The sequence below is a fragment of the Marivirga sp. genome, from assembly GCF_051117495.1.
GTDB lineage: Bacteria > Bacteroidota > Bacteroidia > Cytophagales > Cyclobacteriaceae > Marivirga.
The window spans coordinates 1-23444 of record NZ_JBNPEF010000005.1 but is presented as its reverse complement, the minus strand read 5'-3'; the positions used below and the strand labels follow the sequence as shown (position 1 = coordinate 23444).

Genomic DNA, 23444 nt, shown 5'->3' with positions numbered 1-23444 from the left:
ATTACAAGAAAACAAGGCTAATATTATACAAAATAATAAAGCTGATTTTTTCATTATATAGTATGGATAAGTATTAAAATATCCTTTAAGTTTATAAAATTGTAAAACAAAGACTAAATTAGTTAAATGAAATTAGCTTATCTTAATAGTAATTCATTAACTTTAGTCAATACTTAATATTTTTATTTAAAGTAAAAAAACTAATAATTATCGAAATTTATAACAAGATTTTGAAGTTAACGTATTTTGTTATCATATTTGGCGGTATATGTTTAGAATGTCAGGCACACATCAGCGACCCACTGTAGTAATAGATATAGAAAAGGGGTTTTTTGAGATTTCAGGTTCTTCCATCCCGGAGAACCCTATGGATGTTTTCACTCCTATTTTCGATCATTTGAATCGATATTTGGAAAATCCTCTTCCCGTAACAGAATTACATTTCCGTTTAGATTATTTTAATACAAGTACCTCCAAACTAATGTTGGATATGATCCACAAAATGGAATCCTTGATTGATAAAGAAGGTAAAGAAGTGAAAATTAAGTGGTTCTATCGTGAAGCTGATGATGATATGATGGAGATTGGAGAGGACTTTGCAAATCTCTGCAGATTACCTATTGAGATTATTCCTTATAGTTAGACAGCCCCCAAATCCCCCAAAGGGGGATGAGCGCACGGAATATAGCCTTTAGTGATAAATAATATGTCAGATATTCTTATGTCAGGGCATTTGGCGGTTAAGGAATATTAAATCCCTAATGATTGATGTCCGATTTTTTCAAAGTCCCACATAAGCACAGAGTTGATTGTAACTTTGTGATCAAAATAGAAAAGCCTTAGGCTTTCATTTGGAGCTTACACTTCACCTAAAAACAGCTCCAACTTTTCAATAGTCACATGATCCATAACTACTATTTTGTACCATTTTGGATTTTGATGATTATCTGGAATTAATCCATATTTTTTACAAACGGCCTTCTTTAAAAATTGTGCTTTGATTGTGACTATGTTGGCATCAGGATATCGATAATATTCAATATTCTTATTTTTCAATGCCTTACATAACCATTCAGTTCTATGGTTTAAAACCAAAGTTTTCTCAAACCACCCATTCGGCCCATAAGTCATTAAAATCATCCAGATGGCTATTGCATTTGCCCCGGATCGGGAACCTATTAAAGTGAAATCCTGACCTTCCACATAACTGGCTTCTTGTGTATTAGCAAAATGCATCCAATTTTTGCGAATTAAGAAAATCCCGGTCCCATAAGGTGCCTGCAACATTTTATGAGCGTCTAATGTGATAGAATTTACATGTGGATTACTGAAATTCAGATTATTGTCTGGTTTTGCAAAAGGATAGAAAAATCCACCGTAAGCTCCGTCAATATGAAGTTTGAACGGTAATTTCTTTTCAGTAAAAGCATCCGTATAAACCTTGACATCATCTACCGAACCAAACATGGTGGTCATCATATTGGCCATAATGATAAAGTATTTTTTTCCATCTGCCTGAGCTTGAGAAATGGTTTTTTCCAGTGATTCTCGACTGATTGAACGGTCATTTTCATCTACAGCAACTTTGTAAAAATCAATCTGCAAAACATTAGAGGCTTTGGCGGAGGAATAATGTGCATCTGAAGAACTCATCAATGCAATCTCATCAATACTAGCTTGATGTTCTTGCATAAAATAATTTCTATAAATCCAAACTGCCTGCATATTGGCTTCGGTACCACCTGAAGCTACATATCCGTCATAATCAGTAGTGCAATGCAAAATATCTTCTGCACAAACTTTAATTACTTCTTTCTCTAGTTCCTGTGTACCTTTGAAAAAACTTTCTGATTCGCCTAAAGTATGGCAACCAATATGGTTAGGGTTATGAATTAAAGTGGATAAATAGGGAGCATCCTCCAAAAAGGGGGCGTTTTGATAGAACACCTTATCATCTAAATGAGAAGCAGGTAATCCAATAATATTTTCAGTATAATAATCTACATTTTCTGAAAGGGCAGAAAATATCCTTTTTCTAATCTCTAGCTGAGACAGTTTTTTCCACTTTTGCATGAATATGAAATTTTAATGTGTTTGAAATTGATCAGATTCCTCGTGCGGAGATCTTGGATAGGTTTTACAAAAATAGATATTTTAAATATAATTCCAATATCATATAATTTTGATTAAGGTTTTTCACAGAAAAACTAAATTTATAAATTAGCGTCAAGAACCAATCAATCTTAAAGAAATGAAATACAAGCTTGTCCCCTATAAAGATTATAAAATTGCGAGAATATCCTTAATTATTCTTAGCTCAATCGTATTACTAAGGACAATAGCATACGGTAGTGGAGCTTTATATGCATTAATCGAAAATTATTTTATAAAATAAGATGAAATACAAGCTTATACCCGAATCAAGATATTATCTATTATTAACCATTTCTATTTTTGTAGGTGCAATAATTTTAGCTTATGGATTGGGTTACCTCGCAGGAATGATATCGAAGCTATTTTAACCCTACTTTGTCAAGTGGGCACTGATGCTACCGATTTGTGTCTTCACAAATCGAACTTGTAGCTGTGTTAGAACTGTGAAGACACATCTCTTGGCGATGATTGAGGAATATGTCAAAGTAGGATTAATTAGTTGGAAAAATTCAAGAAAAGAGCATTTTATCGGTTTTTTGTTGGCTTATTTTCAGTGTTGATAATTGAATTCACCCTAAATCAGGACAAATATATTGATGCTTTTAATAAAGGGTATGAAAAAGCTCATCAATTAAATTTGAACCCAGATTAATACTTTCTTTAATTTTCAAAACCATCAAGCTTTAATCAGTTTAATGGCAGGTTATTTTTGTCCTTCGTAAAATTTCCTCTAATCGATTTTGAATTAAAAATCAGTGCTTGAGAAATCAAGCCCAATATTATCAGTAACCCTAACTCTAAATAGGATAAACTTGCATTACTGGTAACTATAGAGCGTGAATTATTATACAATGCTTCCCCTTCCTTCATTTGAATTTTTGAAAGCTTATTCAACAGAATTATATTTTTATTATATAAACTGTTTAATTGAGCAATTTCGAATTCAGGGTTTTCCTCTATAACTCTCAGTTGATTGTTATTTTTAAGCAATTTTTTAAAAACCTTCTGTTCTCCAACAGTTAAATAAGTGGTTTGATAATCTTTTAGCAAAAAATCAATTTCATTATTGATGGATGCAATTTCATTTTTAATTTCGGAACTTTGTTTTACTGTATATTGGGTAAGCAAATATTTTTTTTCATGTGTAGCTGAAGCTAATTTGAAAATATAATTTTCTACCACAAGCCTGTCCTTATAAACCGAACCAAAAGTTTCCCCTAGTTCATTTATGTTTTTATTTTCCCAACGATTGTTTACTAAAACTAATACTAAAATAATGATAAGAGCGGATGCCAATTTAAGCTTTTGTTGTACGAAATAGGAAAAATGCATAGTGCCTGAATTTTAAATAAAGATAAGATAGGTAATTCTTTAGACACTTAATAGTAAGAAAGCAAAAATAGTTACATACGTTAGAAAACAACCTCATTAAGGCTATAATCAAATTAAAGATGTAATTGTATTACTTTATTTTGATTATTACTTTTTCATATTACCGCAACCCATAAAAACTTAAAGCAATACTATCTCCTTCACTACTTCTTTCCCCAATTCTTCCCTAAATAAATGAATGATTTTTTCTTTGTTCATGTGAAGTTCTTGTTTGAGTGCACTGGATTCTACTGTAACAAAAAGCTTACTATCTTTCATGAAAACGCCTTTGGTTCTGCTAGCGATTGCCTTTCCCATTAATTTTGGCCACAGATTAACTACTTGCGTTTGATCAACTTTTCTGTTCAGGTGATAAGCGTCAAACATTTCATTGATTACCTGTCCAAGCGGGGTAGCTTCCGATTTCCTGATACTGGCGGGATGTGGATTTTTCTTTTTATACATTTTCTTTAGCTGTTAAGTCCAGTTCAAAAAATTTCTTCTCGGTGTTAATATCTTTCAAATACTCCTTACTTCTTTCAGGTCTGGCATCAGTCAGAAATATTTGACCGAATCTGCCATCTGCCATCATTTTCAATAAATAAGCAATTCTTTTATCATCTAATTTATCAAAAATATCATCTAGTAAAAGAAAAGGCTTCTGATTTTTGGAGGATTTCAAAAGTTCAAATTGCGCTAATTTTAGGGCAATAACAAATGATTTCTGCTGTCCCTGCGAACCAAACTTCTTAACAGACTTTCCTTCTGACAAAAACACATAATCATCTTTATGAATTCCCATAGTAGTCCTGCCTTGGCGGAAATCTTTTTGATGTTGCGATTTGAAATCCATCTGAAAGGAATTTGTTATACGGGTATCATAATTGATGCTAACTTCTTCCTGTCCATCGGACAAATCTTGATAGAACTTTTGAAAAATCGGCAAGAAATTTTGCATTAGTTTATTTCGCTCCTCTGAAATCTTCAAAGCCAAAGGAATCATCAATTCATCATAAGGAGCTAGTTGGTCAGTGGAAAATCTATTTTTCTCCAAAAAGGATTTCAATAATGCATTTCTTTGCTTCAAGAGATGATTGTATTTCACTAACAATTTTAAATATTCTTGATCGAGCTGGCAGAGTAAATTATCAAAAAATTTTCTGCGCATTTCACTTGCCTCTCTTACGATGTCTGTATCCTGTGGAATAATCATCACCAAAGGAAGTTTTCCAATATGCTCACTTAATTTTTCATATTCTTTTCCTGCCCATCTCACCATCTTTTTTTCACCCAAGCGGACTGCACAAAGCATTTCTACATTCTTATCTTCTACTTCAAAATTAGCTTTGATTGAGAAGAAACTCTCTTCATGTAAAATATTATCTTTATCTACCGCATTAAATGCACTTTTGGTGAACGCCAAATAATAAATAGCATCCAGCAGATTAGTTTTACCTATGCCATTTCGCCCCAAAAAGCAATTAATCCCATCCACAAATGAGAAATTTGCTTGCGGATAGTTTTTGAATTGGGCTAATCGGATATTTTGGAGCTTCATTTTTCGCACTTGTGGGTTTTTTCGTTATTTTCGCATCCCGTAACAATGGAAACAAAGTTAAGTTATTCTTTTGTGACGAGAGAAATACATCAAAAAAAGAAAAAGCATTATGGCTACAAAGAAATCAAAAACTGCCAATAAAAAGAGTTTCGATAAAGAAACCTATATGGAATGGTTCAGATCCATGTCCTTAATGAGAAGATTTGAGGAGAAGGCTGGTCAATTATATGGCCAACAAAAAATAAGTGGTTTTTGCCACCTTTACATTGGACAGGAGGCTTGCGTAGCCGGTGCTGTTAGTGCGTTGAAAAAAGGTGATAAGTACATTACGGCTTATAGAGATCATGCTCACCCAATTGGTTTGGGAACTGACCCAAAAGCGGTAATGGCAGAATTATTTGGAAAAGAAACAGGAGTGTCCAAAGGAAAGGGAGGCTCCATGCACATGTTCGATAAGGAAAACCATTTCTTTGGTGGTCACGGAATTGTAGGTGGACAAATTCCATTGGGCGCTGGTATTGCTTTTTCTGAGCAATATAAAGGAACCGATAATATCTGTATTACATATATGGGCGATGGCGCGGTTCGCCAAGGTGCTTTCCATGAAGCCTTGAATATGGCTATGAGTATGAAATTACCAGTGATTTTCGCTATTGAAAATAATGGTTATGCCATGGGAACTTCTGTAAAAAGAACATCTAATGTAACTGAATTGCATACTTTAGGTGAGGCTTACGATATGCCTTCCAAAGGAGTGGATGCCATGAATGTGGAGAATGTTCATAATGCAGTGGCAGAAGCTGCTGAAAGAGCAAGAAAAGGAGATGGACCAACTTTATTAGAGTTCAGAACTTATCGATACAAAGGTCACTCTATGTCTGATCCTGCTAAATATAGAACTAAAGAGGAGCTGGAAGAATACAAGGGGAAAGATCCTATAGAGCAGGCTAAAGAAGCTATTTTGAAAAATAAATATGCTACTGAAGAGGAGTTAAAAGAAATCGATAATCAAGCAAAGGAACAAGTGAAAGAATGCGTGAAATTTGCTGAAGAATCTGATTTCCCTCATGTTGATGAAGTTTACAGAGATGTTTACGCTCAAGAGGATTATCCTTTTATAGTGGATTAAATTCCGGTCGGTGAGCCACCGACCGGGGAAACCTATGCTTGCCGGTATTTGTGTCTTCACAAATACATTGCAATGAGGTTAATGAATATTTAACCGACAAGGGATACGATTGTGAAGACACAATCGTGGGCGGAAAAAATGGTCGGTGGTACACCAACCAGCATATAGGATAGGTTTTCTATTTGCATTCCCCGTTTTGGTGTTTTCACCAAAACTTTAGGATATTATTAATTTAAATCCCAAAGCTTTAAACTATTAAAGCAATGAATTGGGTATTAATAAATAAATTTTTATAGCTTTGCGGTCTTAAAATAGTGGCAATGGCAAAAACAAAATCTAAAGAGAAACAAGGTTCCGAGTTTTATGAAAACCCTGAGGTATTAGCTCAGCAACTTTCGAAAACAGAAGAATTCATTGAAAACAATAAAAAAATAGTATTTGGTTTAGGGGGAGTAATCGCTTTAATCATTGTAGCCTTTTTTGGTTACCGTTACTATATGAACAATCTGAACGAGGAAGCTCAGAAAGAAATGTTCCAAGCCGTTTATTGGTTTGAAAATGAGGAATACGATTTAGCCTTAAATGGTGATGGTAATAATTATGGCTTTTTAGCTATTGTTGAGGATTACGGATCGACAAAAGCAGGAAATTTAGCCAGCTACTATTTAGGTAGCATTTATCTTCAGCAAGGTGAGTTTGAAACCGCCATTGATTATTTAGAAGATTTTAGCAGTGATGATTTATTGGTTCAACCTAGAGCTTATGCCTTAATTGGCGATGCTTACATGGAATTAGGTAATTATTCTTTAGCAGCTGATCAGTACGGTAAAGCAGCTAATTACAAAAGCAATAAAGAATTTAGTCCTCTATATTTGATGAAGCAAGGATTAGCTTATGAAAAAGCAAATGATTTAGAGGCTGCTATGGGAAGCTACCGAAAGGTGGTTGAGGATTTCAGTAATTCTAAACAGAAGACTGAGGCAGAAAAATACCTATCCCGATTAGAGGCTCAAAAATAATTTAAATAGAAAAAATTAATTTATAAAAGGGATAGGTTTAGAAAAGCCTGTCCCTTTTTTGTTGGATAGTATTAAATATGATATCCTTGTGATTTTTCCAGCCATTGGCTGATCAGACTATGGCTGAAAATCGAACCTAAGAAACGGGAAAAAATATTTTCTTTGCGAAAACTCTGCGTCTTTGCGACTCTGCGAGACTTTTTAAGCGTCTTTAGACGCCTGCGGACAAGTTTTATTATTAATGAGAAAACAGAAGTACGAACTTGCAGTAAGCTTTTTTCTTTGATTTACTTTTATAAAAACCTAAAAAATATGGCATCAAATCTTAAGAACCTTAGCGAACATTCCGGTAAAAACATGAAAGGATTGCAAGACAAAAAATTTGCAATCGTAGTTTCAGAATGGAATGAAGAAGTAACGGAATCATTATACAATGGCGCTTACGAAACTTTGATAGATAATGGAATACCAAAGGAAAATATTCAAAAACATTATGTACCCGGAAGCTTTGAATTAAGCTTAGCAGCCCAATGGATGGCAGAAAGAAAAGATATTGATGCTGTTATTTGCTTAGGCTGCGTGATTCAAGGAGAAACGAAACATTTTGACTTCATTTGTGATGCTGTAGCTCATGGCATAACCAATGTCAGCCTAAAGTATAACAAACCCGTTATATTTGGTGTTCTGACTCCCAACACACAACAACAAGCTTTGGACAGAGCCGGAGGAAAGCATGGTAACAAAGGAGATGAAGCTGCATTTACCGCATTAAAAATGTTAGGATTAGCAAAAGGATTATGATTATATTAAAATTTGGCGGCACTTCCGTTGGTACGCCTCAAGGCATGAATCAGATTCGTGAAATCATCACGAAAGACCACAATAAAAAATTAGTAGTCCTTTCTGCTCTCAGCGGTGTAACCAACACTTTGGTAGAGATAGGTGAAAGATTGCGCAAAAAAGAGCATGATCAGGCTACGAAAGTCATCAAAAAGCTTCAAAAGCGATATGATGAATTTTTGGAAGAACTTTTTGAAACCAATGTTTTCAAAAACAAAGCCAATAGTATCATTTCAGACAGCATGGATTTTATTAAATCATGTTTAGAAAAGCCTTTTACCAATTCGATTGATAAAGAACTATTAGCTCAAGGAGAATTGATGTCCACCAATATCTTTCACTTGCATTTGCAAGAACATGAATTAAACAGTGCTTTAATCAATGCCTTGGATTTTGTGAGAACGGATGCTTTTTCAGAACCGGATGAAGCTTTTATCAATAAGGAATTATCGGATATTTTGATGAAGCAACCCGCTGAAACCAATCTAATTATCACCCAAGGATATATTTGCCGCAACGCTGAAGGCAATATAGACAACTTAAAAAGAGGAGGAAGTGATTACACAGCTTCTCTGGTTGGAGCCGCATTGAATGCAGATGAAATCCAAATCTGGACGGATATTGATGGTATGCACAATAATGATCCGAGAGTGGTGGATAAAACCTTTAGCATTCCGCAGTTGTCATTTGAAGAAGCGGCAGAGCTGGCCTATTTTGGAGCTAAAATATTGCATCCGTCTTGTATCAGACCGGCTCAGAAAAAAACCATCCCAGTTCGACTTAAAAATACTATGAAACCGGAAGCGCCTGGTACGTTAATCCATACCAAAGAAGGCAGCGGGGAAGGCATTAAAGCCATAGCAGCCAAGGATGGGATAGTGGCCATCAAAGTAAAATCACTTCGTATGTTGATGGCTTATGGCTTCTTAAGAAGAGTGTTTGAAATTTTTGAGAAATATAAAACACCTATTGATGTAATTACTACTTCAGAGGTGGCCATATCGGTTACCATCGATAATATTTATTATTTGGACAGCATTTTAAGTGAATTGCGCCCTTTCGGGGAAGTAGAAGTAGATCAGGAGCAAAGTATCATTTGCTTAGTGGGCAATATGGTAGCCGAAAAACCAGGCTTGGTCAGCAAGATTTTTGCAGCACTTCAGGATGTTCCGGTTCGTATGATTTCTTATGGAGGTAGCCGCCATAATATTTCTGTAGTGGTGGATACTCAGTATAAATCTGAGGCTTTGAAGAAGTTGAATGATGGGGTTTTTTGAAAAAGTATTAATTAGTAGGTTATAGGTTTTAAGTCAAACCTATAACTTACTTTCTCTAATTATTTTCAATCGGTTTTAAATAATGACAGATCATTTCATTATTAGTGATTTCAGCTTTTTCTTTGGTAGCATAGTGATATTTGCCATTTACAAAAGCTCTTGGCCTATGTTCTGTTTTCTCTAAAAATGTAAAGGACTCTTTTTCCAAATCTAATGCGTAAATTTCATGAGCTTGGTCTTTATAAAATTTGACAGCATAAGCTTTTTTAGTTTTGTAATCATAAAAACAGCTCCAACTTTCATCTTTTTTTTCTACTTCAGGAAAATCTATTTCCCTTCTTTCATTTGTCTCTAAGTCAAATAAAATCATCTTATTGGCTCTCTCAACAGGAATTAGTAGTTGATTACCTAAATCCATTACTCTCGATCGTATTCCAGACCCTGAATAAGCTTGCTTGATCTCACTTTTGTGGTTATTAACTAATGTGAATTGCTTGCCATCTTTAAACAAATATAGTGAGTAGCCTATATCTCGTCTTCTATTGCCCTCTGGTCTTTCCAAAAAAATCAAATCATCAATTTTCAAAAATTGACCGTAGATCATACCATCAAGATCAGCATAATCGGGTAGATTATAGTCTCCTTCTATTAATTCATTTTCCTCTATAATCTGCAATTTACCAGCCTTTATTTCAATTGTTTTGTAATATTTTAATACATTGATAAAAAACTCATTGGTGCCAGTTACGATTAAATTTTGGAGGAAATAGTCTTTTGAATTACCTAAATTAAGTGTATCTAGTGGCAGGTTCTCATGATTGAACAACACTAAATAATTGTCATTATCAATTATATGTCCCACTGAATAGAAGGGATTAATAATAAATAATTGTGTAATGTCAGTATTCTCGTTGCAGTAATAAAGGTGATCTAAATTTTGTGTATGAGCTTTAGTAATATTAAGCCCCAAATTAATCGATAGCAAAAACACTAAACTCCAGTAAGTCTTCTTCATTATTTTCATCATTTGGATTTTCTTTCAATATTAGTACTCCCTTTGAATGGGGATACACTTTGTTGAAATTGTATTTTTCTTTTGGAACTTTAAATTCTTTGAGTGTTTTGAAGTTCTCATTTAATACTAATATGGAGAAATCAGAATGGAATGGGTTGTTTAAATTCCCACCCAAGTCTTTTAGCTGTTGGTTATGCCTAACACTCACGATAAATCTATTAATTTCGGGGAGATAAATCGATTTATCATATCTACCTGCCTGTATTTGATAGTTTCTTTGGTGATTAATGTCATTTATATCGCCATTAAAGTCAATTATATTATTCTCTAAAAATTTACTTGTCCTGCAAAAAAGTTTTAGACTATCAGATGCACCTAATTTTCCAAAAGAAAAGAAACTACTAGCCATGTAGGAAATTAAAATATTACCTGATGGTTCAATTTTCACAATATTGTATTCATGGGAGTCAATAATTGGAGAAACCTTTTTACCTTTTATGTCTTCTGGAATTAAACTACCAATTTCTTCATATTCTCGTTTTTTTAAATTGTAAGAAACCAAAGTTGGTGAGCTAAGATAATGGCTATCTGTATTGTAAACGGGAGCGTAACTTGGTATATAAAGGTTTTTTGAGAGATCATCATAATGGATACGAGGAGGACCACTTTCTATTCCTGACAGCAATTCATCTTCTACCCATTTATCAGCTTTTTCAGAATTTAAGTCGTACTCATCTGTTAGGGCACCATTGAAGTTTATAATTTGAATTTTCCCAAAATTGGAAAGCAATATTATACTATCCTTATTATGAAAGTAAAAATCAGCCACATCAATAGATCCCTCTGATCCATCGTTTATAAAACATAAAGATTTATGAAAATTTTGATGAGTTAGGTTAATGATATCTATACAATTTTGCGAATAGTCTAAGCCAAAATACCAATCTGTATTATCAAAATATGCTGTTTGTGAAAATTTATGGCTATACTGCTTACCTTCCACATCAATCTTGATTTCTTTAATAATATTAGGTTTTATCAGTTCGTGGTCTGAATTGCATCGATTTTCAACTGTATTTGAATTACAACTTGAGAAAAGTATAAGAAAAAAGATTATAGAGAGAAAATATTTAAAATGATAATGGTGGTTCATTAAATGAAATAAGGTTGAATATTAATATAAATCAAAACGCCAAATTAATAAATCTAAGTATAAATTTGATCTAATTTTAATGCAACTTTTGTTTCATTTTATTTCAAAGAAACAAATAATTAAATGGAAGATTCTTAGTTAACATACTCATCCTTAAAGGTCTTGATTGATTTCTTGTCTCCAAGCAAAATAATTACATCACCTTCATCACATACCACTTCAGAATTTGGATTAAACACAAAGCCTTTTTCTTTGTCTTTAAAAGCCAAAACGGTAGCACCAGTCTTATTTTTAACATCCATTTCTCCTAAGGAGAGATTTTTAAATTTATCTTTAAGCAGATTGTGATTTATTTCCTCTAAGGTATATTCTGAGTCTTGATCGCCATTGAGAATTTCTAAAAACTGAACTACACTTGGTCTTGTAACCAAGGATGCCATATAAGAGCCTCCTACTCTATCCGGCATTACTACATGATCTGCTCCAGCTCTTCTTAATTTCTTTTCTGTATTTCGTTCTGTTGCCTTGGCTATTATTTGTATTTGTGGATTAAGCTCTTTTGCTGTTAAAGTGATAAATACATTATCGGCATCGCTGGGAAGGGTGGTAATAATAGTACTCGCTCTCTCAACTCCAGCTTCCACTAAGACAGATTCTAAAACTGCATCGCCATGCAATAGCTGATAGCCTTTTTCATTGTCAAAATTATTAATGACATCCGCATCTTTTTCTATAAAAACAATATCCTTCTTTGAAAGACGAAGACCGTTTCCGGCAATCTCTCCATTTTTGCCAAATCCACAGATTATGATATGATTATTTAATTTTTTCAATGCCTTTTTATCTGTATAGGTTTTATAAATTTCCTTAAATCGCCCTTCAAATAAGAAAGAAGAAATTACGGAAGCTGTATAAGCAAATAAACCTAAATTTACGATAATATAAAATACCGTGAATAATTTCCCATCATCGCTCAAAGGTTGAACCTCTTTAAATCCAACTGTTGAAAAAGTAATAACGGACATATAAACACCGTCCCGAAAATCATAGCCTTCAATTAACATAAAGCCTAAACTGCCAAGCATTATACTGGCTATAATCATTAATAAAGCATAGATAAGTTTCCTTAAGGCTGACTGCATGCTTAAATTTAGCTAAAAGAAATAATATTTATTTCATCACCTCCACCCCTTTCCAAAAGGCCACATAATTTTCAAATTTTTTGGCCATTTCCTTGGTGTCCGGATAATACCAAGCGGCATCTTTATTCTCTTTTCCATCTACTTTTAAGCTATAATAAGAAGCAGTTCCTTTCCAAGGACAAACTGTATTGTAATCAGTCTTTTCGAAATATTCTTTTTTGATGGATTCCGGAGGGAAATAATGATTTCCTTCAATAATGATGGTATCATCACTTTCTGCTACAACTTGATTGTTCCAAATGGCTTTCATAATTCTTAACTTTTGATGATTTTTTAAATTTACCCTACTTTTGCACATTTGTTCTATTTTCCAAACCTGTCAGGTTTGTACATGAAATGAATAATAAATACACAATCATTTTACTCCTATAACTCATAGAAACCTGACAGGTTTTATTTCCATAATTAACATGAAAAAATAGGGTTAATACATAAATTGAAAAATATTAAAATATCTTGAACTAACGGATTTAACTAAAATTTGATGTCAATTAAGCATATTTACGACCTGATTATTATAGGAGGTGGCCAAAGTGCACTGGCCTGTGGCTACTATTTGCGCAGAACAGAACTCAATTACATTATTTTGGACAATCAAGAAGAATGTGGAGGGGCTTGGCAAAAGGCTTGGGATTCATTAACGCTCTTCTCTCCGGCTGAACACAGTTCTTTGCCAGGTTGGCTCATGCCTAAATCTAATAATGAATTTCCCACTAAAGAAGAGGTCATCAATTATGTATGTCAATATGAAAAGCGGTACAAGCTTCCTGTTGAAAGACCAATTGAGGTAAAAAATGTTGAAAAGAAATCGGATTATTTTAAAATTAATACCAATCGTGAAAGCTTTTACAGTAAAAGGCTAATATCCGCCACTGGGACTTGGAAAAATCCCTTTATACCAAATGTAGCAGGTAGAGGTATTTTTAAGGGAATACAATTGCATTCCGCTTTCTATCAAAGTCCAAAAGATTTTGCAGGACAAAAGGTATTAATAATGGGGGAAGGAAACTCTGGTGCCCAGATTATAGCAGAAGTCTCCAAAGTGGCTGATACCCAATGGGCAACCCAAAAAAAACCTGAATTTTTGCCTGATGATGTGGATGGCCGTGTATTATTTGATCAAGCATCTGCAAAATATTATGCCGAGAAAAAAGGGGAGAAGTTTGATATGTCCAAATATAATTTAGGCAATATCGTAATGGTTCCTAGTGTGAAAGAAGCCCGAGAAAGAGATGTTTTACACTCTGCAGGAAGGTTCACATCATTTACTGAAAAAGGAGTCATCTGGGAATCTGGAGAAGAGGAGGAGTTTGATGCTGTAATTTGGTGTACTGGTTTTGGATATGCCACAGACCATTTGAAGAATATAGTAACCACTGACGAAAAAGGAAAAATCAAAACTAAAGGAACAAGATCCACTGAAGAAAAAAAACTTTGGTTAGTGGGCTATGGAGGTTGGACAGGTTTTGCTTCTGCTACATTAATTGGGGTAGGCAGAAGTGCTAGGGCAACTATTAAAGAAGTCCAAGAAAGCTTGAAATAAGGTTGTCAATCACAATTTTGCTCATCTTACAAGCCTAACAATCATTCGTTTGTTTTAATTACATGTGTTTTCTTATACAAAGATTATATATAATTTATTTAACAAAATGATAACATATTTGGTTGTTTAAGGAGTTATATCAATATTATTTCTCATATTAACATAAAACCAAAATTTAAAATCTATGAAAAAACAGTATCTAGTAATGATTATTCTATTCTTGATTGGATCGTTTTCATACGCCCAAAATAAAGTAATAGAAGGAACGGTAGTTAGTGCCAGTGATGGATTACCATTAATTGGAGCTACAGTGGTAAAAAAAGGTTCTACTTCAGGTGCTACAACTGATTTAGATGGAAAATTTAAAGTTGAAATTTCCAAACCTGAGATTTTAGTAGTTTCATTTATTGGCTTCGCAGAAAAGGAAGTTGCCGTTAATCCAGATCAAAGCGGAGAGTTAACTATCCGACTGGAAGAAGATATTACCAAATTAAACGAGGTAGTGGTTTCTGGTTTAGCATCAAGTGTTAAAAGATCAAATTTAGGAAATGCAGTGGCCACGGTTTCCTCCGAAGAACTGACAGGCATTACCAACCAACCTACTATGGACAATGCCCTTTACGGCAAAGTAACAGGAGTAAATATCACTTCAAGTTCAGGAGCTCCGGGCGGTGGAATAGCCATGAGACTAAGAGGTGTTACCTCCATTACGGGAAATAACCAACCTTTATTCATTATAGACGGTGTTTATGTAAGTAATGCAGAAATTCCAAGTGGTTTGAGAAATGCATCTGGAGCGAATTCAGGAAATGAAGAAAATGCCTCTAATAGAATAGCCGATTTGGCACCAAGCGATATAGAAAATATTGAAGTATTAAAAGGCCCTTCAGCCGCTGCAATTTATGGTGCACGTGCCAATGCTGGGGTGGTTATTATTACTACAAAAAGAGGTAAAAGAGGAGAAACAAGAGTAAATCTAACTCAAGATATTGGTTTTAGCACCATTCAAAGAAAGGTTGGAATTGGACAAAGGGATTGGACACCTTCTTTAGTCGAAGAAACATTTGGCTCCGATGAAGTGGCCAGATATAATGCTGCTTTAAATGGACGTGGATTAATCGATTATGAAGAAGAAATTTATGGCGAAACAGGATTAATCACAGATACTAAAATTAGTGCAACTGGCGGAAGTGAGAAAACCAAATTCTATGTTGGGGCTTCATTAAGAGATGAAGAAGGGATTATTAAAAACACCGGCTATACTAGAGCAAGTGTCCGTGCAAACATTGACCATCAATTTAATGATAGATTCAAGTTCACTACTTCCAGTAATTTTGTAAATTCTACAACACAAAGGGGATTCACTGGAAATGAAAATGAAGGGGGCTTAAGTATGGGATATAACATGGCCTTTACTAGACCATGGGCAAATTTATTCCCTGATGAGTTTGGTAATTATCCGGATAATCCAAATGCGGCAGGTAATATGTTGTTAGTAAGAGATCAAGCAATAAATGATGAAGTCATTAACCGCTTTATACAAGGCGCCAGTATTGATGTAAGTTTATATGAATCTGATGAATCATTTTTGAAATTTAAATGGAATGGTGGTTTTGATAGTTATAATCTTGAGACCTATGTTTACGTACCAGAATATCATCAAGCCCAGAGAGGTTTGCAAAACGGATTTATTGGGGTTGGTAAAAACAGTATATTTAATACCAATAATCAGGGTTTCTTGGTTTGGGATAATTATCTAGGTGGTGGTTCACTACAATTGACTTCACAAGTTGGTTATACTTACATTACTTTCGATAGAGATTTAGTATATAATCAGGCAACTCAATTAATACCCGGACAGACGACTCTTGGCCAATCAGGTACACAAGAATTGGATCAAACTTTGGAGAATGTTAAGGAGTTTGGATACTTTGCGCAACAAGAAGTTAACTATGAAGATAAAATCATAGCTACTCTAGGAATAAGAGCTGATAAATCCACATTAAATGCGGACCAAAATCAGTTTTACTACTTTCCTAAGGCATCAGTAGCATTAAATTTAGCTAATTTCGATTTTTGGGCCTTAGATTTATTCAATCAGTTTAAATTAAGAGCCGCTTATGGTGAAACAGGTTCAAGTGCAACTTTTGGTTCTCTATATACGAGCTTTCAAGCAGTTAACATTGGTGGATCTCCTGGTGTTTCAGTAGGTGGCTTAAGAGGAAGTGAAGACTTAATTCCTGAGACTGCTTCAGAATTTGAAACTGGCATTGATATGACGCTTATTGATAACAAGCTGTCTCTAACAGCCACTTATTATAATAGAAATATCAACGACCTAATTCTACAAAGAGCATTACAACCGTCAACTGGTTTTGCTTTGGAAGTAACTAATTTGGCTGATTTGCAAAACCAAGGATTGGAATTGGCTTTAAACGCTAGTCCAGTGCAAAATGAAAATTTCGTTTGGACCTCAACTACAAACTTTTGGTTTAACAGATCTAAAATTACAAGATTAGATGTTCCTCCTTTTGCTCCAGCTGGTTCAGGTTTTGGGTTAGGTTTAGGGACTGCTTTTATTGAAGAAGGGCAACCAGTAACTCAATTGAAAGGTACCATCGATGGAGAAGTAGTAACAGTGGGGGATGCAGAACCGGATTTCCAAACTTCATTCTTCAACAACTTTACCATATTCAAGAATTTTGATTTCAGTTTCTTAATTCATGTAAAGCAAGGAGGGAATAACTTAAACCTCACTACTTTCCTTACTGATTTAGCTGGATTAACTGGGGATTTAGATGACCCATCAGGGCAAGAAAGAACTTCTAACCCTAATACGGATAGGTTTATTGAGGATGCCTCTTATATGAGATTAAGAGAAATAGCTTTATATTATAGACTGCCTGAATCAGCTGTTAGCGTATTTAATGGCGCTGTAAATAAAATAAAAATTGGAGCATCAGGAAGAAACTTATGGACAGTAACGCCTTATACAGGTTACGACCCAGAGGTTTCAGCTAAGGGCGGAACAGGGCTTTCTACTGGTTTGGATGTAAACCCTTTCCCATCCACTAAACAAGTTTATTTTCACGTAGCATTAGAATTTTAAACTAAAAAATCATGAAAAATATTAATATAAAATCAATAACATCAGGATTAATGGCAATTTCAATGCTGTTTTTGTTTTCATGTGAATTTGAGGATCAAATTGACCCTAATAATCCCAATTTACAACAGTACAACCAAGATGCAACAGTCAATGAATTGAACAACATTGTGGTCGGAATGGAATCAGGAATGCGTAATGGCCTTCCTCTTTATGTTACTTCAACAGGAACTATTGCCAGAGAATTATATTTGTTCAATGCCGACCCGAGAAATACGGAGGATTTATTGGGTAAAAATGGTGGTCAATTAGATAACAATGTATTCTATTTGAATGGACCATATAACGGTAGTTATACCAATGTGAAGAATGCAAACATTTTATTGAATGCACTAGACAATACAGAATTCGTATCAGATCAGGAAAAAGCAGGCTACCGTGGTTTTGCTAATACTGTAATAGCATTACAAGAATTGCGTGTTTTGAATATGCTGGATGAAAACGGTATCAGGATTGATGTAGCTGACCCCGATAATTTGGGACCATTTGTAACTAAGGATGCAGCACTAGCTCACATTGCAGATTTATTAAATACTGCCAACACTCAATTGGGAAATGCAGGAGCCTCTTTTCCATTTGATTTATCTTCTGGATTCAATGGCTTTAACACACCTGCTACTTTTGCTCAATTTAATAGAGCTTTGGCAGCTAGAGTAGCTATCTATAGAGAAGAATGGGGATCAGTTGCTGGATTATTGGCAGATTCATTTTTTGACCCGAATGGCGATTTAACCATAGGACCAAAACATAGTTTCTCTACAGCTTCTGGTGACCAACTGAATGGTTTATTCAAGATACCGGGCAATAATGGGGATATGATAGTTGTCCATGACAGATTTATTGATAATGCAGAAGAGAGTGATTTAAGAATAGTCAGAAAAATGGCAGTAAGGGAAAATGCCGCCTCTCAAGATGGATTAAATGGTGAGTATGAAACCGCTTTATATCCTTCTCCGACTTCTCCAATTGACATCATCAGAAATGAAGAATTAGTCCTAATTTCTGCAGAAGCTAAACTTCGATCTGGAGATATACCAGGTGCAATTGCAGATTTAGATATTATTAGAGATTACGCGGGATTGGATCCTTACACTGGGGCTGCAACAGAAGCGGCTGTAACAGATGAATTGTTAACACAAAGACAATATTCACTTTGGTGTGAAGGACATGCCATGGTGGATTTAAGGAGATATGGAAGACTAAATGCCAATAATTTACCAATTGATAGATCTGGTGACCAAGTATTTACTGAATTTCCTGTTCCATTAACAGAAAATGATTAATAGAAATCATTAAAATAATATGAAAATCCCCATTTTGATTCATTTCGAAATGGGGATTTTTTTATTTTCTGCCCTTCCCAAAAAACTCGATATATTTCCCATCTTCTTGTTTACAAAAGTTGAAATTATTAGTTTTCTTAAATTATTGATTCAACTGATATGATATCCAAAGGCTGGAAATTTCTTTTTGCAATTATATTTTTTCTAAATATTAGTGAGTCATTTGCTGAAAAGACAATTTCCATTAAGCCAAACCAATCTTTTGAAGGATTAGGCAAACAAATTCAATTTTTGGAAGATCCCGAACATCATCTTTCTTTTCAAGATATAATATCGCCAAAATATCAGTCTCTTTTTGAATATGGAAAACAAGAAATTCCTACTTATGGGTTAAAGGATATAACCCTTTGGGTGAAGATTAAAATTGACCATCCAGATAAATTCGAAATGCCTTACATTTTGGAAATCGCTTATCCTACTTTCGATTCCTTAAACTATTATATACTTCAAGAAGCTAAAATAGTGGAAGAGGGTTTCATGGGTGATAGGATAAAATTTTCAAAAAGAGAGATTCGGCACAAAAATTTTATTATCCCACTAAATTTAAATAAAGGGAATACCACTACCCTATATCTAAAAATAAAAAATAAAGGTTCCATTATCTTACCTATCAATATCAAGCCCAAGGAACAGCTGTTTTCAGAAGATATTTCAGAGGAAATAGCTTATGGTATTTTCTATGGAATCATGATGGTGATGTTGTTGTACAATTTATTTTTGGCCTTTTCAGCACGCTCTATCAATTACCTCTATTATGTTGGCATTATAACCGGTAATATTTTAACGCTTTCGGCTTTGAACGGCCATGCATTTATGTATTTATGGTATGAGCTACCCTGGTGGGCAAATCATGTGATAGTTTTTGGAATTGGATTATGGATTCTCTCCGGAAATCAGTTTGCTTCCAGTTTTTTGGAAACCAAGAAATACTCTCCCAGATATCATTGGGTCTTTAAAATCATGAGGACAGTCGGCATATTAATTATTATTTTAGCTTTTATCGCTGATTACGCAATAAGTCTAAAAATTGCCAACTATACGCTCGTCATAAATTGTTTGGTACTGTTATTTAGCGGTATATACTTTTGGACAAAGAAAATTAAAGTAGCCAGTATTTTCACCTTAGCCTGGACCGCATACTTAATCGGGGTTTTACTCTATACTTTAAGAAACTTGGGATTTCTACCCGTTAATGCCATTACAACCCATGTATTGGAAATTGGGGCAATTACAGAGGTGATTTTATTATCCGTCTCGCTTGGTTATAAATATCGATTATTGGAAGTCGATAAAAAAGAAGCTCAGGAAAATGCTATGGATTTGATGGCTCAGAGCCAAAAACTAGTACAGCAACAAAACGAGGAATTAGAAAAACAAGTAAGCCTAAGGACTGCTGAGCTGGAACAAAAGCAAGAAGAAATTTTAACGCAAAATGAAGAATTAAACTCAAAAAATGAAAGATTGGTAGAAGCTCAGCAGATAATTGAAGCACAAAATGAAAAATTAAAAGAATATACTGATGATTTGGAAGCTCAAGTTGCCAAAAGAACTACTGACTTGGAATCAACCAATACAGAATTAGCCCAGAATGTTCAGAAATTAGAGCAATATGCATTTATGACGGCCCATAATCTGAGAGCGCCAGTGGCGAGATTATTGGGGCTTACGCATCTACTTGAAATCAGTCCTGATACAGAAAAATCAGATTGGCTCAATATCATATCCAAAATTAAGGAAGAAGGGGATAGTTTAGATGCTGTCATAAAAGATTTAAATGCCATACTGGATTTAAGAAAAGAAGCAGAAAAAGATAAAGAATGGATCAATTTGAGCCAAACTTTAGCGCAAACCAAAAGAATATTGAAAAATTCGATTGAATTAAGTGAGGCAGAAATTGAGTTTGAAAACAGTGCTTTCAATGAAATAAAATGCAACCCTACATATATCGACAGCATTTTCTATAATTTAATTTCAAATGCTATAAAATATCGATCTGATAAAAGAAGACTTAAGATTAAGATTACCACAAAATCCCATGAGGATTATAAAACCATAATTTTTTCTGACAATGGAGTTGGCATTGACTTGGAAAAAAATAAGGATAAAATCTTTGGAATGTATAAGCGATTTCACACCCATGTAGAAGGAAAAGGATTAGGTTTATACCTTGTAAAAAGTCAAATGGAAATTTTGGGTGGTGAAATTAAGGTGGAAAGTGAATTGGATAAAGGAACTACTTTTACCTTAATCTTTCCGCTTGCTTAATTTCAGGGAGTATTCCACAGACCCTATATTAAAATCTCGTTGCGTACAAATTCCCATTTCATTATAACTTATAATTGTTTTTTCACCCTCATTACTCATCATCATAAAACGGTTTTCCTCTGGCAATTTGGCTATTTTTTGATATTGATGCGTAATTTCGGAAAAAACAGAATCTCTTTTCTCAGGAGGGTTGAAATAAAGTTTAACAGTACTTTTTAAAATTGCTTTCTCATACCAACTTTTAGTTGTATCCCTAGTAGTCCTATAATATTTTCTACCGAGAAGTTGCTCAATTTTAGCTTCCTCCACTATTTCACCGTTCCTCTTATCCACAAAATAGGCTTGACGCAAAGTATCATTTTGATAAATTGCCTCTATTAATTGCACCATTTGAGTAGGTCTAAAAAGTTTATACTCTAAATCCATCACAGCCGAATAATAAACTTTGCCACTATCCAATGATTTTTTGGTCACCAACATATTTCCTACTGGTTTTCCATGTATGGAAACATCATAAACCAGTTCTTGGGAATATAAATTGAAACCCGTTATGGAAATTAAAAGTATAATGAAAATTATTTTTATCCTGCCCATTCTTCTCTGTCTAAACTTCTATATTGAATGGCTTCCGCCAAATGTTCAATTTTAATATCTTCACTTCCTGCTAAATCTGCAATTGTGCGAGAAACTTTCATAATTCTATCATACGCCCTGGCGGAAAGTCCCAGTTTTTCCATTGCATTCTTAAGCAACGCCTTTCCTGCTGAGTTTATTACACAAACTTCCTTTACCATTTGTGAGGGCATCAAAGCATTTGAATGCACATCTGCCATACCATCAAACCTCTTTTCTTGAATTTCTTTGGCCGCAATTACTCTTTTTCTAATGGTCTCACTGCTTTCTGCTTTCCGGTCAGCCGTCATCTGGTCAAAAGAAACTGGTGTAACTTCCACATGTAAATCAATCCTGTCCAAAAGTGGCCCGCTGACTTTATTCAAATATCTTTTAACAGAACCAGGAGGACACACGCACTCTTTCTCAGGATGATTGTAATACCCACATGGACAAGGGTTCATACTGGCCAGCAACATAAAATTGGCCGGAAAATCCACCGAAACTTTTGCCCTTGAAATGGTCACCCTGCGCTCCTCTAAGGGTTGTCGCATCACTTCCAAAACAGTTCTTTTAAATTCTGGCAGTTCATCTAAAAAGAGCACCCCATTATTGGCTAAAGAAATTTCACCGGGTTGAGGAATCCCACCCCCACCAACTAAAGCAACATCTGAAATTGTATGATGTGGTGCTCGATAAGGACGCGTGGCAATCAAAGAAGCATTAGCTCCCAACCTACCGGCAACTGAATGAATTTTGGTAGTTTCTAATGCTTCAGTTAGGCTCAAAGGCGGTAAAATAGAAGGAAATCTTTTAGCCAGCATTGTTTTACCTGCTCCGGGAGGCCCTACCATAATCACATTATGACCTCCAGCAGCGGCTATTTCCAATGCCCTCTTGATATTTTCCTGCCCTTGTACATCGGCAAAATCAGCTTCATAATCGTTCAAATTAGTGAAGAAGATATCACGCGTGTCCATTTCTTCTGGCTTTATATCAGAAGTACCTTCCAAAACTCCTATGGCTTCATTCAGGTTTTGAACTCCTATGACATCCAAATTATTCACAATGGCCGCCTCAGCAGCATTTTCTTTTGGAAGTATGAATCCTTTAAAACCTTTTTTTCTAGCTTCTATGGCAATAGGTAAAACTCCTTTTATGGGTCGAAGCGTGCCATCCAATGCCAGTTCGCCCATGATCATATAATGCTCTAATTCTTCTGTAAAAATTTGCTCTGAGCCCTTCAGGATTCCTAAAGCAATGGGTAAATCATAGGCCGATCCTTCTTTCTTAACATCAGCTGGGGCCAAATTGACCACTACTTTCTGCCGTGGCATTCTGTAACCACTATATTTTATGGCGGCATCTATTCTATGCTCACTTTCTTTTATGGCATTATCGGGTAAACCTACCATAAAAAACTTCATCCCTTGGCTTACATTCACTTCTATGGTGATTACATTGGCATCTACTCCATAAACTGAACTTCCATAAGATTTAGCTAACATACCCTAATCTCTTTTCAATCAGTAAAATAAAAATGTGAATTATTTTGATGTGAATTTCTTGAATTCGGTCTGCATATCCATCATGTGGAACTCGGATTTCCACATCGCATTCTTTGGCTAGCTTCCCTCCACCCTTTCCGGTCAACCCTATGATCTTCATGCCTTTGGCTTTAGCTACTTTACAGGCTTCTAAAATATTTTGGGAATTGCCACTAGTACTAATGGCCAATAAAACGTCCTCATTTCTGCCCAATGCTTCAAGAGCTCTGCTGAAAATAAAATCAAATCC

The 23444-nt window shown here is 34.8% G+C and carries 20 protein-coding genes; 9 read left to right on the top strand and 11 right to left on the bottom strand.

Annotation, left to right across the window (positions count from 1 at the left end):
* Window positions 1-268: 268 nt before the first annotated feature.
* Window positions 269-643, top strand: a complete 375-nt coding sequence (locus ACFE0M_RS03695) for a DUF1987 domain-containing protein (protein WP_434544392.1) — start codon at window positions 269-271, stop codon at window positions 641-643.
* Between the two features lie 215 nt (window positions 644-858).
* Here ACFE0M_RS03695 and ACFE0M_RS03690 read toward each other — a convergent pair whose 3' ends face one another.
* From ACFE0M_RS03690 to recF, 4 genes are all read right to left on the bottom strand, one after another.
* Entirely contained in the window at window positions 859-2073 is a 1215-nt protein-coding gene (locus ACFE0M_RS03690; protein WP_434544391.1) for a pyridoxal phosphate-dependent decarboxylase family protein, read from the bottom strand.
* A 768-nt stretch (window positions 2074-2841) separates the two neighbouring features.
* Entirely contained in the window at window positions 2842-3486 is a 645-nt protein-coding gene (locus ACFE0M_RS03685; protein WP_434544390.1) for an MCP four helix bundle domain-containing protein, read from the bottom strand.
* A 180-nt stretch (window positions 3487-3666) separates the two neighbouring features.
* Window positions 3667-3990, bottom strand: a complete 324-nt coding sequence (locus ACFE0M_RS03680) for a DUF721 domain-containing protein (RefSeq protein ID WP_434544389.1) — start codon at window positions 3988-3990, stop codon at window positions 3667-3669.
* Window positions 3983-5083: a DNA replication/repair protein RecF gene (gene recF / locus ACFE0M_RS03675; RefSeq protein WP_434544388.1), complete on the bottom strand. Its 1101-nt coding sequence runs from the start codon at window positions 5081-5083 to the stop codon at window positions 3983-3985. The genes ACFE0M_RS03680 and recF overlap by 8 nt, the downstream gene beginning before the upstream one ends.
* 109 nt (window positions 5084-5192) lie before the next feature.
* Here recF and pdhA point away from each other — a divergent pair, with 109 nt between their 5' ends.
* The 4 genes from pdhA (at window position 5193) to ACFE0M_RS03655 (ending at window position 9348) form a co-directional block, all read left to right on the top strand.
* A complete protein-coding gene (gene pdhA / locus ACFE0M_RS03670; RefSeq protein WP_434544387.1) occupies window positions 5193-6212 on the top strand; it encodes a pyruvate dehydrogenase (acetyl-transferring) E1 component subunit alpha in 1020 nt (339 codons plus the stop codon).
* A 320-nt stretch (window positions 6213-6532) separates the two neighbouring features.
* Window positions 6533-7231, top strand: coding sequence for a tetratricopeptide repeat protein (locus ACFE0M_RS03665; RefSeq protein WP_434544386.1), 699 nt, complete (start codon window positions 6533-6535; stop codon window positions 7229-7231).
* A gap of 312 nt (window positions 7232-7543) precedes the next feature.
* Window positions 7544-8032 carry a 6,7-dimethyl-8-ribityllumazine synthase gene (ribH, locus tag ACFE0M_RS03660; protein ID WP_434544385.1) on the top strand — a complete coding sequence of 163 codons (489 nt, stop codon included), beginning with the start codon at window positions 7544-7546 and terminating at the stop codon, window positions 8030-8032.
* Entirely contained in the window at window positions 8029-9348 is a 1320-nt protein-coding gene (locus ACFE0M_RS03655; RefSeq protein ID WP_434544384.1) for an aspartate kinase, read from the top strand. Before ribH ends, ACFE0M_RS03655 begins: the two co-directional genes overlap by 4 nt.
* A gap of 55 nt (window positions 9349-9403) precedes the next feature.
* On the opposite strand, the gene ACFE0M_RS03650 is transcribed toward ACFE0M_RS03655, so the two are convergent.
* The 4 genes from ACFE0M_RS03650 to ACFE0M_RS03635 all read right to left on the bottom strand — a co-directional run bounded on the left by ACFE0M_RS03650 (window position 9404) and on the right by ACFE0M_RS03635 (window position 12968).
* Window positions 9404-10363 (bottom strand): hypothetical protein, encoded by a 960-nt coding sequence (locus ACFE0M_RS03650; protein ID WP_434544383.1) that lies wholly within the window; start codon window positions 10361-10363, stop codon window positions 9404-9406.
* Complete coding sequence (locus tag ACFE0M_RS03645) at window positions 10320-11366, bottom strand: DUF4221 family protein (RefSeq protein WP_434544382.1); 1047 nt, start codon at window positions 11364-11366, stop codon at window positions 10320-10322. Before ACFE0M_RS03645 ends, ACFE0M_RS03650 begins: the two co-directional genes overlap by 44 nt.
* 284 nt (window positions 11367-11650) lie before the next feature.
* Window positions 11651-12658: a potassium channel family protein gene (locus ACFE0M_RS03640; RefSeq protein ID WP_434544381.1), complete on the bottom strand. Its 1008-nt coding sequence runs from the start codon at window positions 12656-12658 to the stop codon at window positions 11651-11653.
* Between the two features lie 28 nt (window positions 12659-12686).
* Window positions 12687-12968 (bottom strand): DUF427 domain-containing protein, encoded by a 282-nt coding sequence (locus ACFE0M_RS03635; protein WP_434544380.1) that lies wholly within the window; start codon window positions 12966-12968, stop codon window positions 12687-12689.
* A 234-nt stretch (window positions 12969-13202) separates the two neighbouring features.
* On the opposite strand from ACFE0M_RS03635, the gene ACFE0M_RS03630 reads away from it, so the two are divergent.
* The 4 genes from ACFE0M_RS03630 (at window position 13203) to ACFE0M_RS03615 (ending at window position 21035) form a co-directional block, all read left to right on the top strand.
* Window positions 13203-14261, top strand: a complete 1059-nt coding sequence (locus tag ACFE0M_RS03630) for an ArsO family NAD(P)H-dependent flavin-containing monooxygenase (protein WP_434544379.1) — start codon at window positions 13203-13205, stop codon at window positions 14259-14261.
* 184 nt (window positions 14262-14445) lie between these two features.
* Window positions 14446-17370, top strand: coding sequence for a SusC/RagA family TonB-linked outer membrane protein (locus ACFE0M_RS03625; protein ID WP_434544378.1), 2925 nt, complete (start codon window positions 14446-14448; stop codon window positions 17368-17370).
* Between the two features lie 11 nt (window positions 17371-17381).
* The gene (locus ACFE0M_RS03620) at window positions 17382-18710 is read left to right on the top strand and encodes a RagB/SusD family nutrient uptake outer membrane protein (protein ID WP_434544377.1); all 1329 of its coding nucleotides are present in this window, start codon (window positions 17382-17384) and stop codon (window positions 18708-18710) included.
* Window positions 18711-18869: 159 nt separating this feature from the next.
* A complete protein-coding gene (locus ACFE0M_RS03615; protein ID WP_434544376.1) occupies window positions 18870-21035 on the top strand; it encodes a 7TM diverse intracellular signaling domain-containing protein in 2166 nt (721 codons plus the stop codon).
* On the opposite strand, the gene ACFE0M_RS03610 is transcribed toward ACFE0M_RS03615, so the two are convergent.
* From ACFE0M_RS03610 to ACFE0M_RS03600, 3 genes are all read right to left on the bottom strand, one after another.
* A complete protein-coding gene (locus ACFE0M_RS03610) occupies window positions 21015-21629 on the bottom strand; it encodes a DUF6134 family protein (protein ID WP_434544375.1) in 615 nt (204 codons plus the stop codon). The genes ACFE0M_RS03615 and ACFE0M_RS03610 overlap by 21 nt on opposite strands.
* Window positions 21617-23155 (bottom strand): YifB family Mg chelatase-like AAA ATPase, encoded by a 1539-nt coding sequence (locus ACFE0M_RS03605; protein WP_434544374.1) that lies wholly within the window; start codon window positions 23153-23155, stop codon window positions 21617-21619. Before ACFE0M_RS03605 ends, ACFE0M_RS03610 begins: the two co-directional genes overlap by 13 nt.
* Window positions 23145-23444 (bottom strand): SIS domain-containing protein (locus ACFE0M_RS03600; RefSeq protein WP_434544373.1); only part of this gene is annotated, 300 nt, incomplete at its 5' end. The genes ACFE0M_RS03605 and ACFE0M_RS03600, both read right to left, overlap by 11 nt.

What these genes read in the sequence shown, in the direction of transcription:
- ACFE0M_RS03605 (WP_434544374.1), bottom strand. Translation starts at nt 23,155, where the DNA reads ATGTTAGCTAAATCTTATGGAAGTTCAGTTTATGGAGTAGATGCCAAT.
- ACFE0M_RS03685 (WP_434544390.1), bottom strand. Translation starts at nt 3,486, where the DNA reads ATGCATTTTTCCTATTTCGTACAACAAAAGCTTAAATTGGCATCCGCT.
- ACFE0M_RS03655 (WP_434544384.1), top strand. Translation starts at nt 8,029, where the DNA reads ATGATTATATTAAAATTTGGCGGCACTTCCGTTGGTACGCCTCAAGGC.
- pdhA (WP_434544387.1), top strand. Translation starts at nt 5,193, where the DNA reads ATGGCTACAAAGAAATCAAAAACTGCCAATAAAAAGAGTTTCGATAAA.
- ACFE0M_RS03625 (WP_434544378.1), top strand. Translation starts at nt 14,446, where the DNA reads ATGAAAAAACAGTATCTAGTAATGATTATTCTATTCTTGATTGGATCG.
- ACFE0M_RS03650 (WP_434544383.1), bottom strand. Translation starts at nt 10,363, where the DNA reads ATGAAGAAGACTTACTGGAGTTTAGTGTTTTTGCTATCGATTAATTTG.
- ACFE0M_RS03690 (WP_434544391.1), bottom strand. Translation starts at nt 2,073, where the DNA reads ATGCAAAAGTGGAAAAAACTGTCTCAGCTAGAGATTAGAAAAAGGATA.
- ACFE0M_RS03615 (WP_434544376.1), top strand. Translation starts at nt 18,870, where the DNA reads ATGATATCCAAAGGCTGGAAATTTCTTTTTGCAATTATATTTTTTCTA.
- ACFE0M_RS03680 (WP_434544389.1), bottom strand. Translation starts at nt 3,990, where the DNA reads ATGTATAAAAAGAAAAATCCACATCCCGCCAGTATCAGGAAATCGGAA.
- ACFE0M_RS03610 (WP_434544375.1), bottom strand. Translation starts at nt 21,629, where the DNA reads ATGGGCAGGATAAAAATAATTTTCATTATACTTTTAATTTCCATAACG.
- recF (WP_434544388.1), bottom strand. Translation starts at nt 5,083, where the DNA reads ATGAAGCTCCAAAATATCCGATTAGCCCAATTCAAAAACTATCCGCAA.
- ACFE0M_RS03665 (WP_434544386.1), top strand. Translation starts at nt 6,533, where the DNA reads ATGGCAAAAACAAAATCTAAAGAGAAACAAGGTTCCGAGTTTTATGAA.
- ribH (WP_434544385.1), top strand. Translation starts at nt 7,544, where the DNA reads ATGGCATCAAATCTTAAGAACCTTAGCGAACATTCCGGTAAAAACATG.
- ACFE0M_RS03695 (WP_434544392.1), top strand. Translation starts at nt 269, where the DNA reads ATGTTTAGAATGTCAGGCACACATCAGCGACCCACTGTAGTAATAGAT.
- ACFE0M_RS03620 (WP_434544377.1), top strand. Translation starts at nt 17,382, where the DNA reads ATGAAAAATATTAATATAAAATCAATAACATCAGGATTAATGGCAATT.
- ACFE0M_RS03635 (WP_434544380.1), bottom strand. Translation starts at nt 12,968, where the DNA reads ATGAAAGCCATTTGGAACAATCAAGTTGTAGCAGAAAGTGATGATACC.
- ACFE0M_RS03630 (WP_434544379.1), top strand. Translation starts at nt 13,203, where the DNA reads ATGTCAATTAAGCATATTTACGACCTGATTATTATAGGAGGTGGCCAA.
- ACFE0M_RS03640 (WP_434544381.1), bottom strand. Translation starts at nt 12,658, where the DNA reads ATGCAGTCAGCCTTAAGGAAACTTATCTATGCTTTATTAATGATTATA.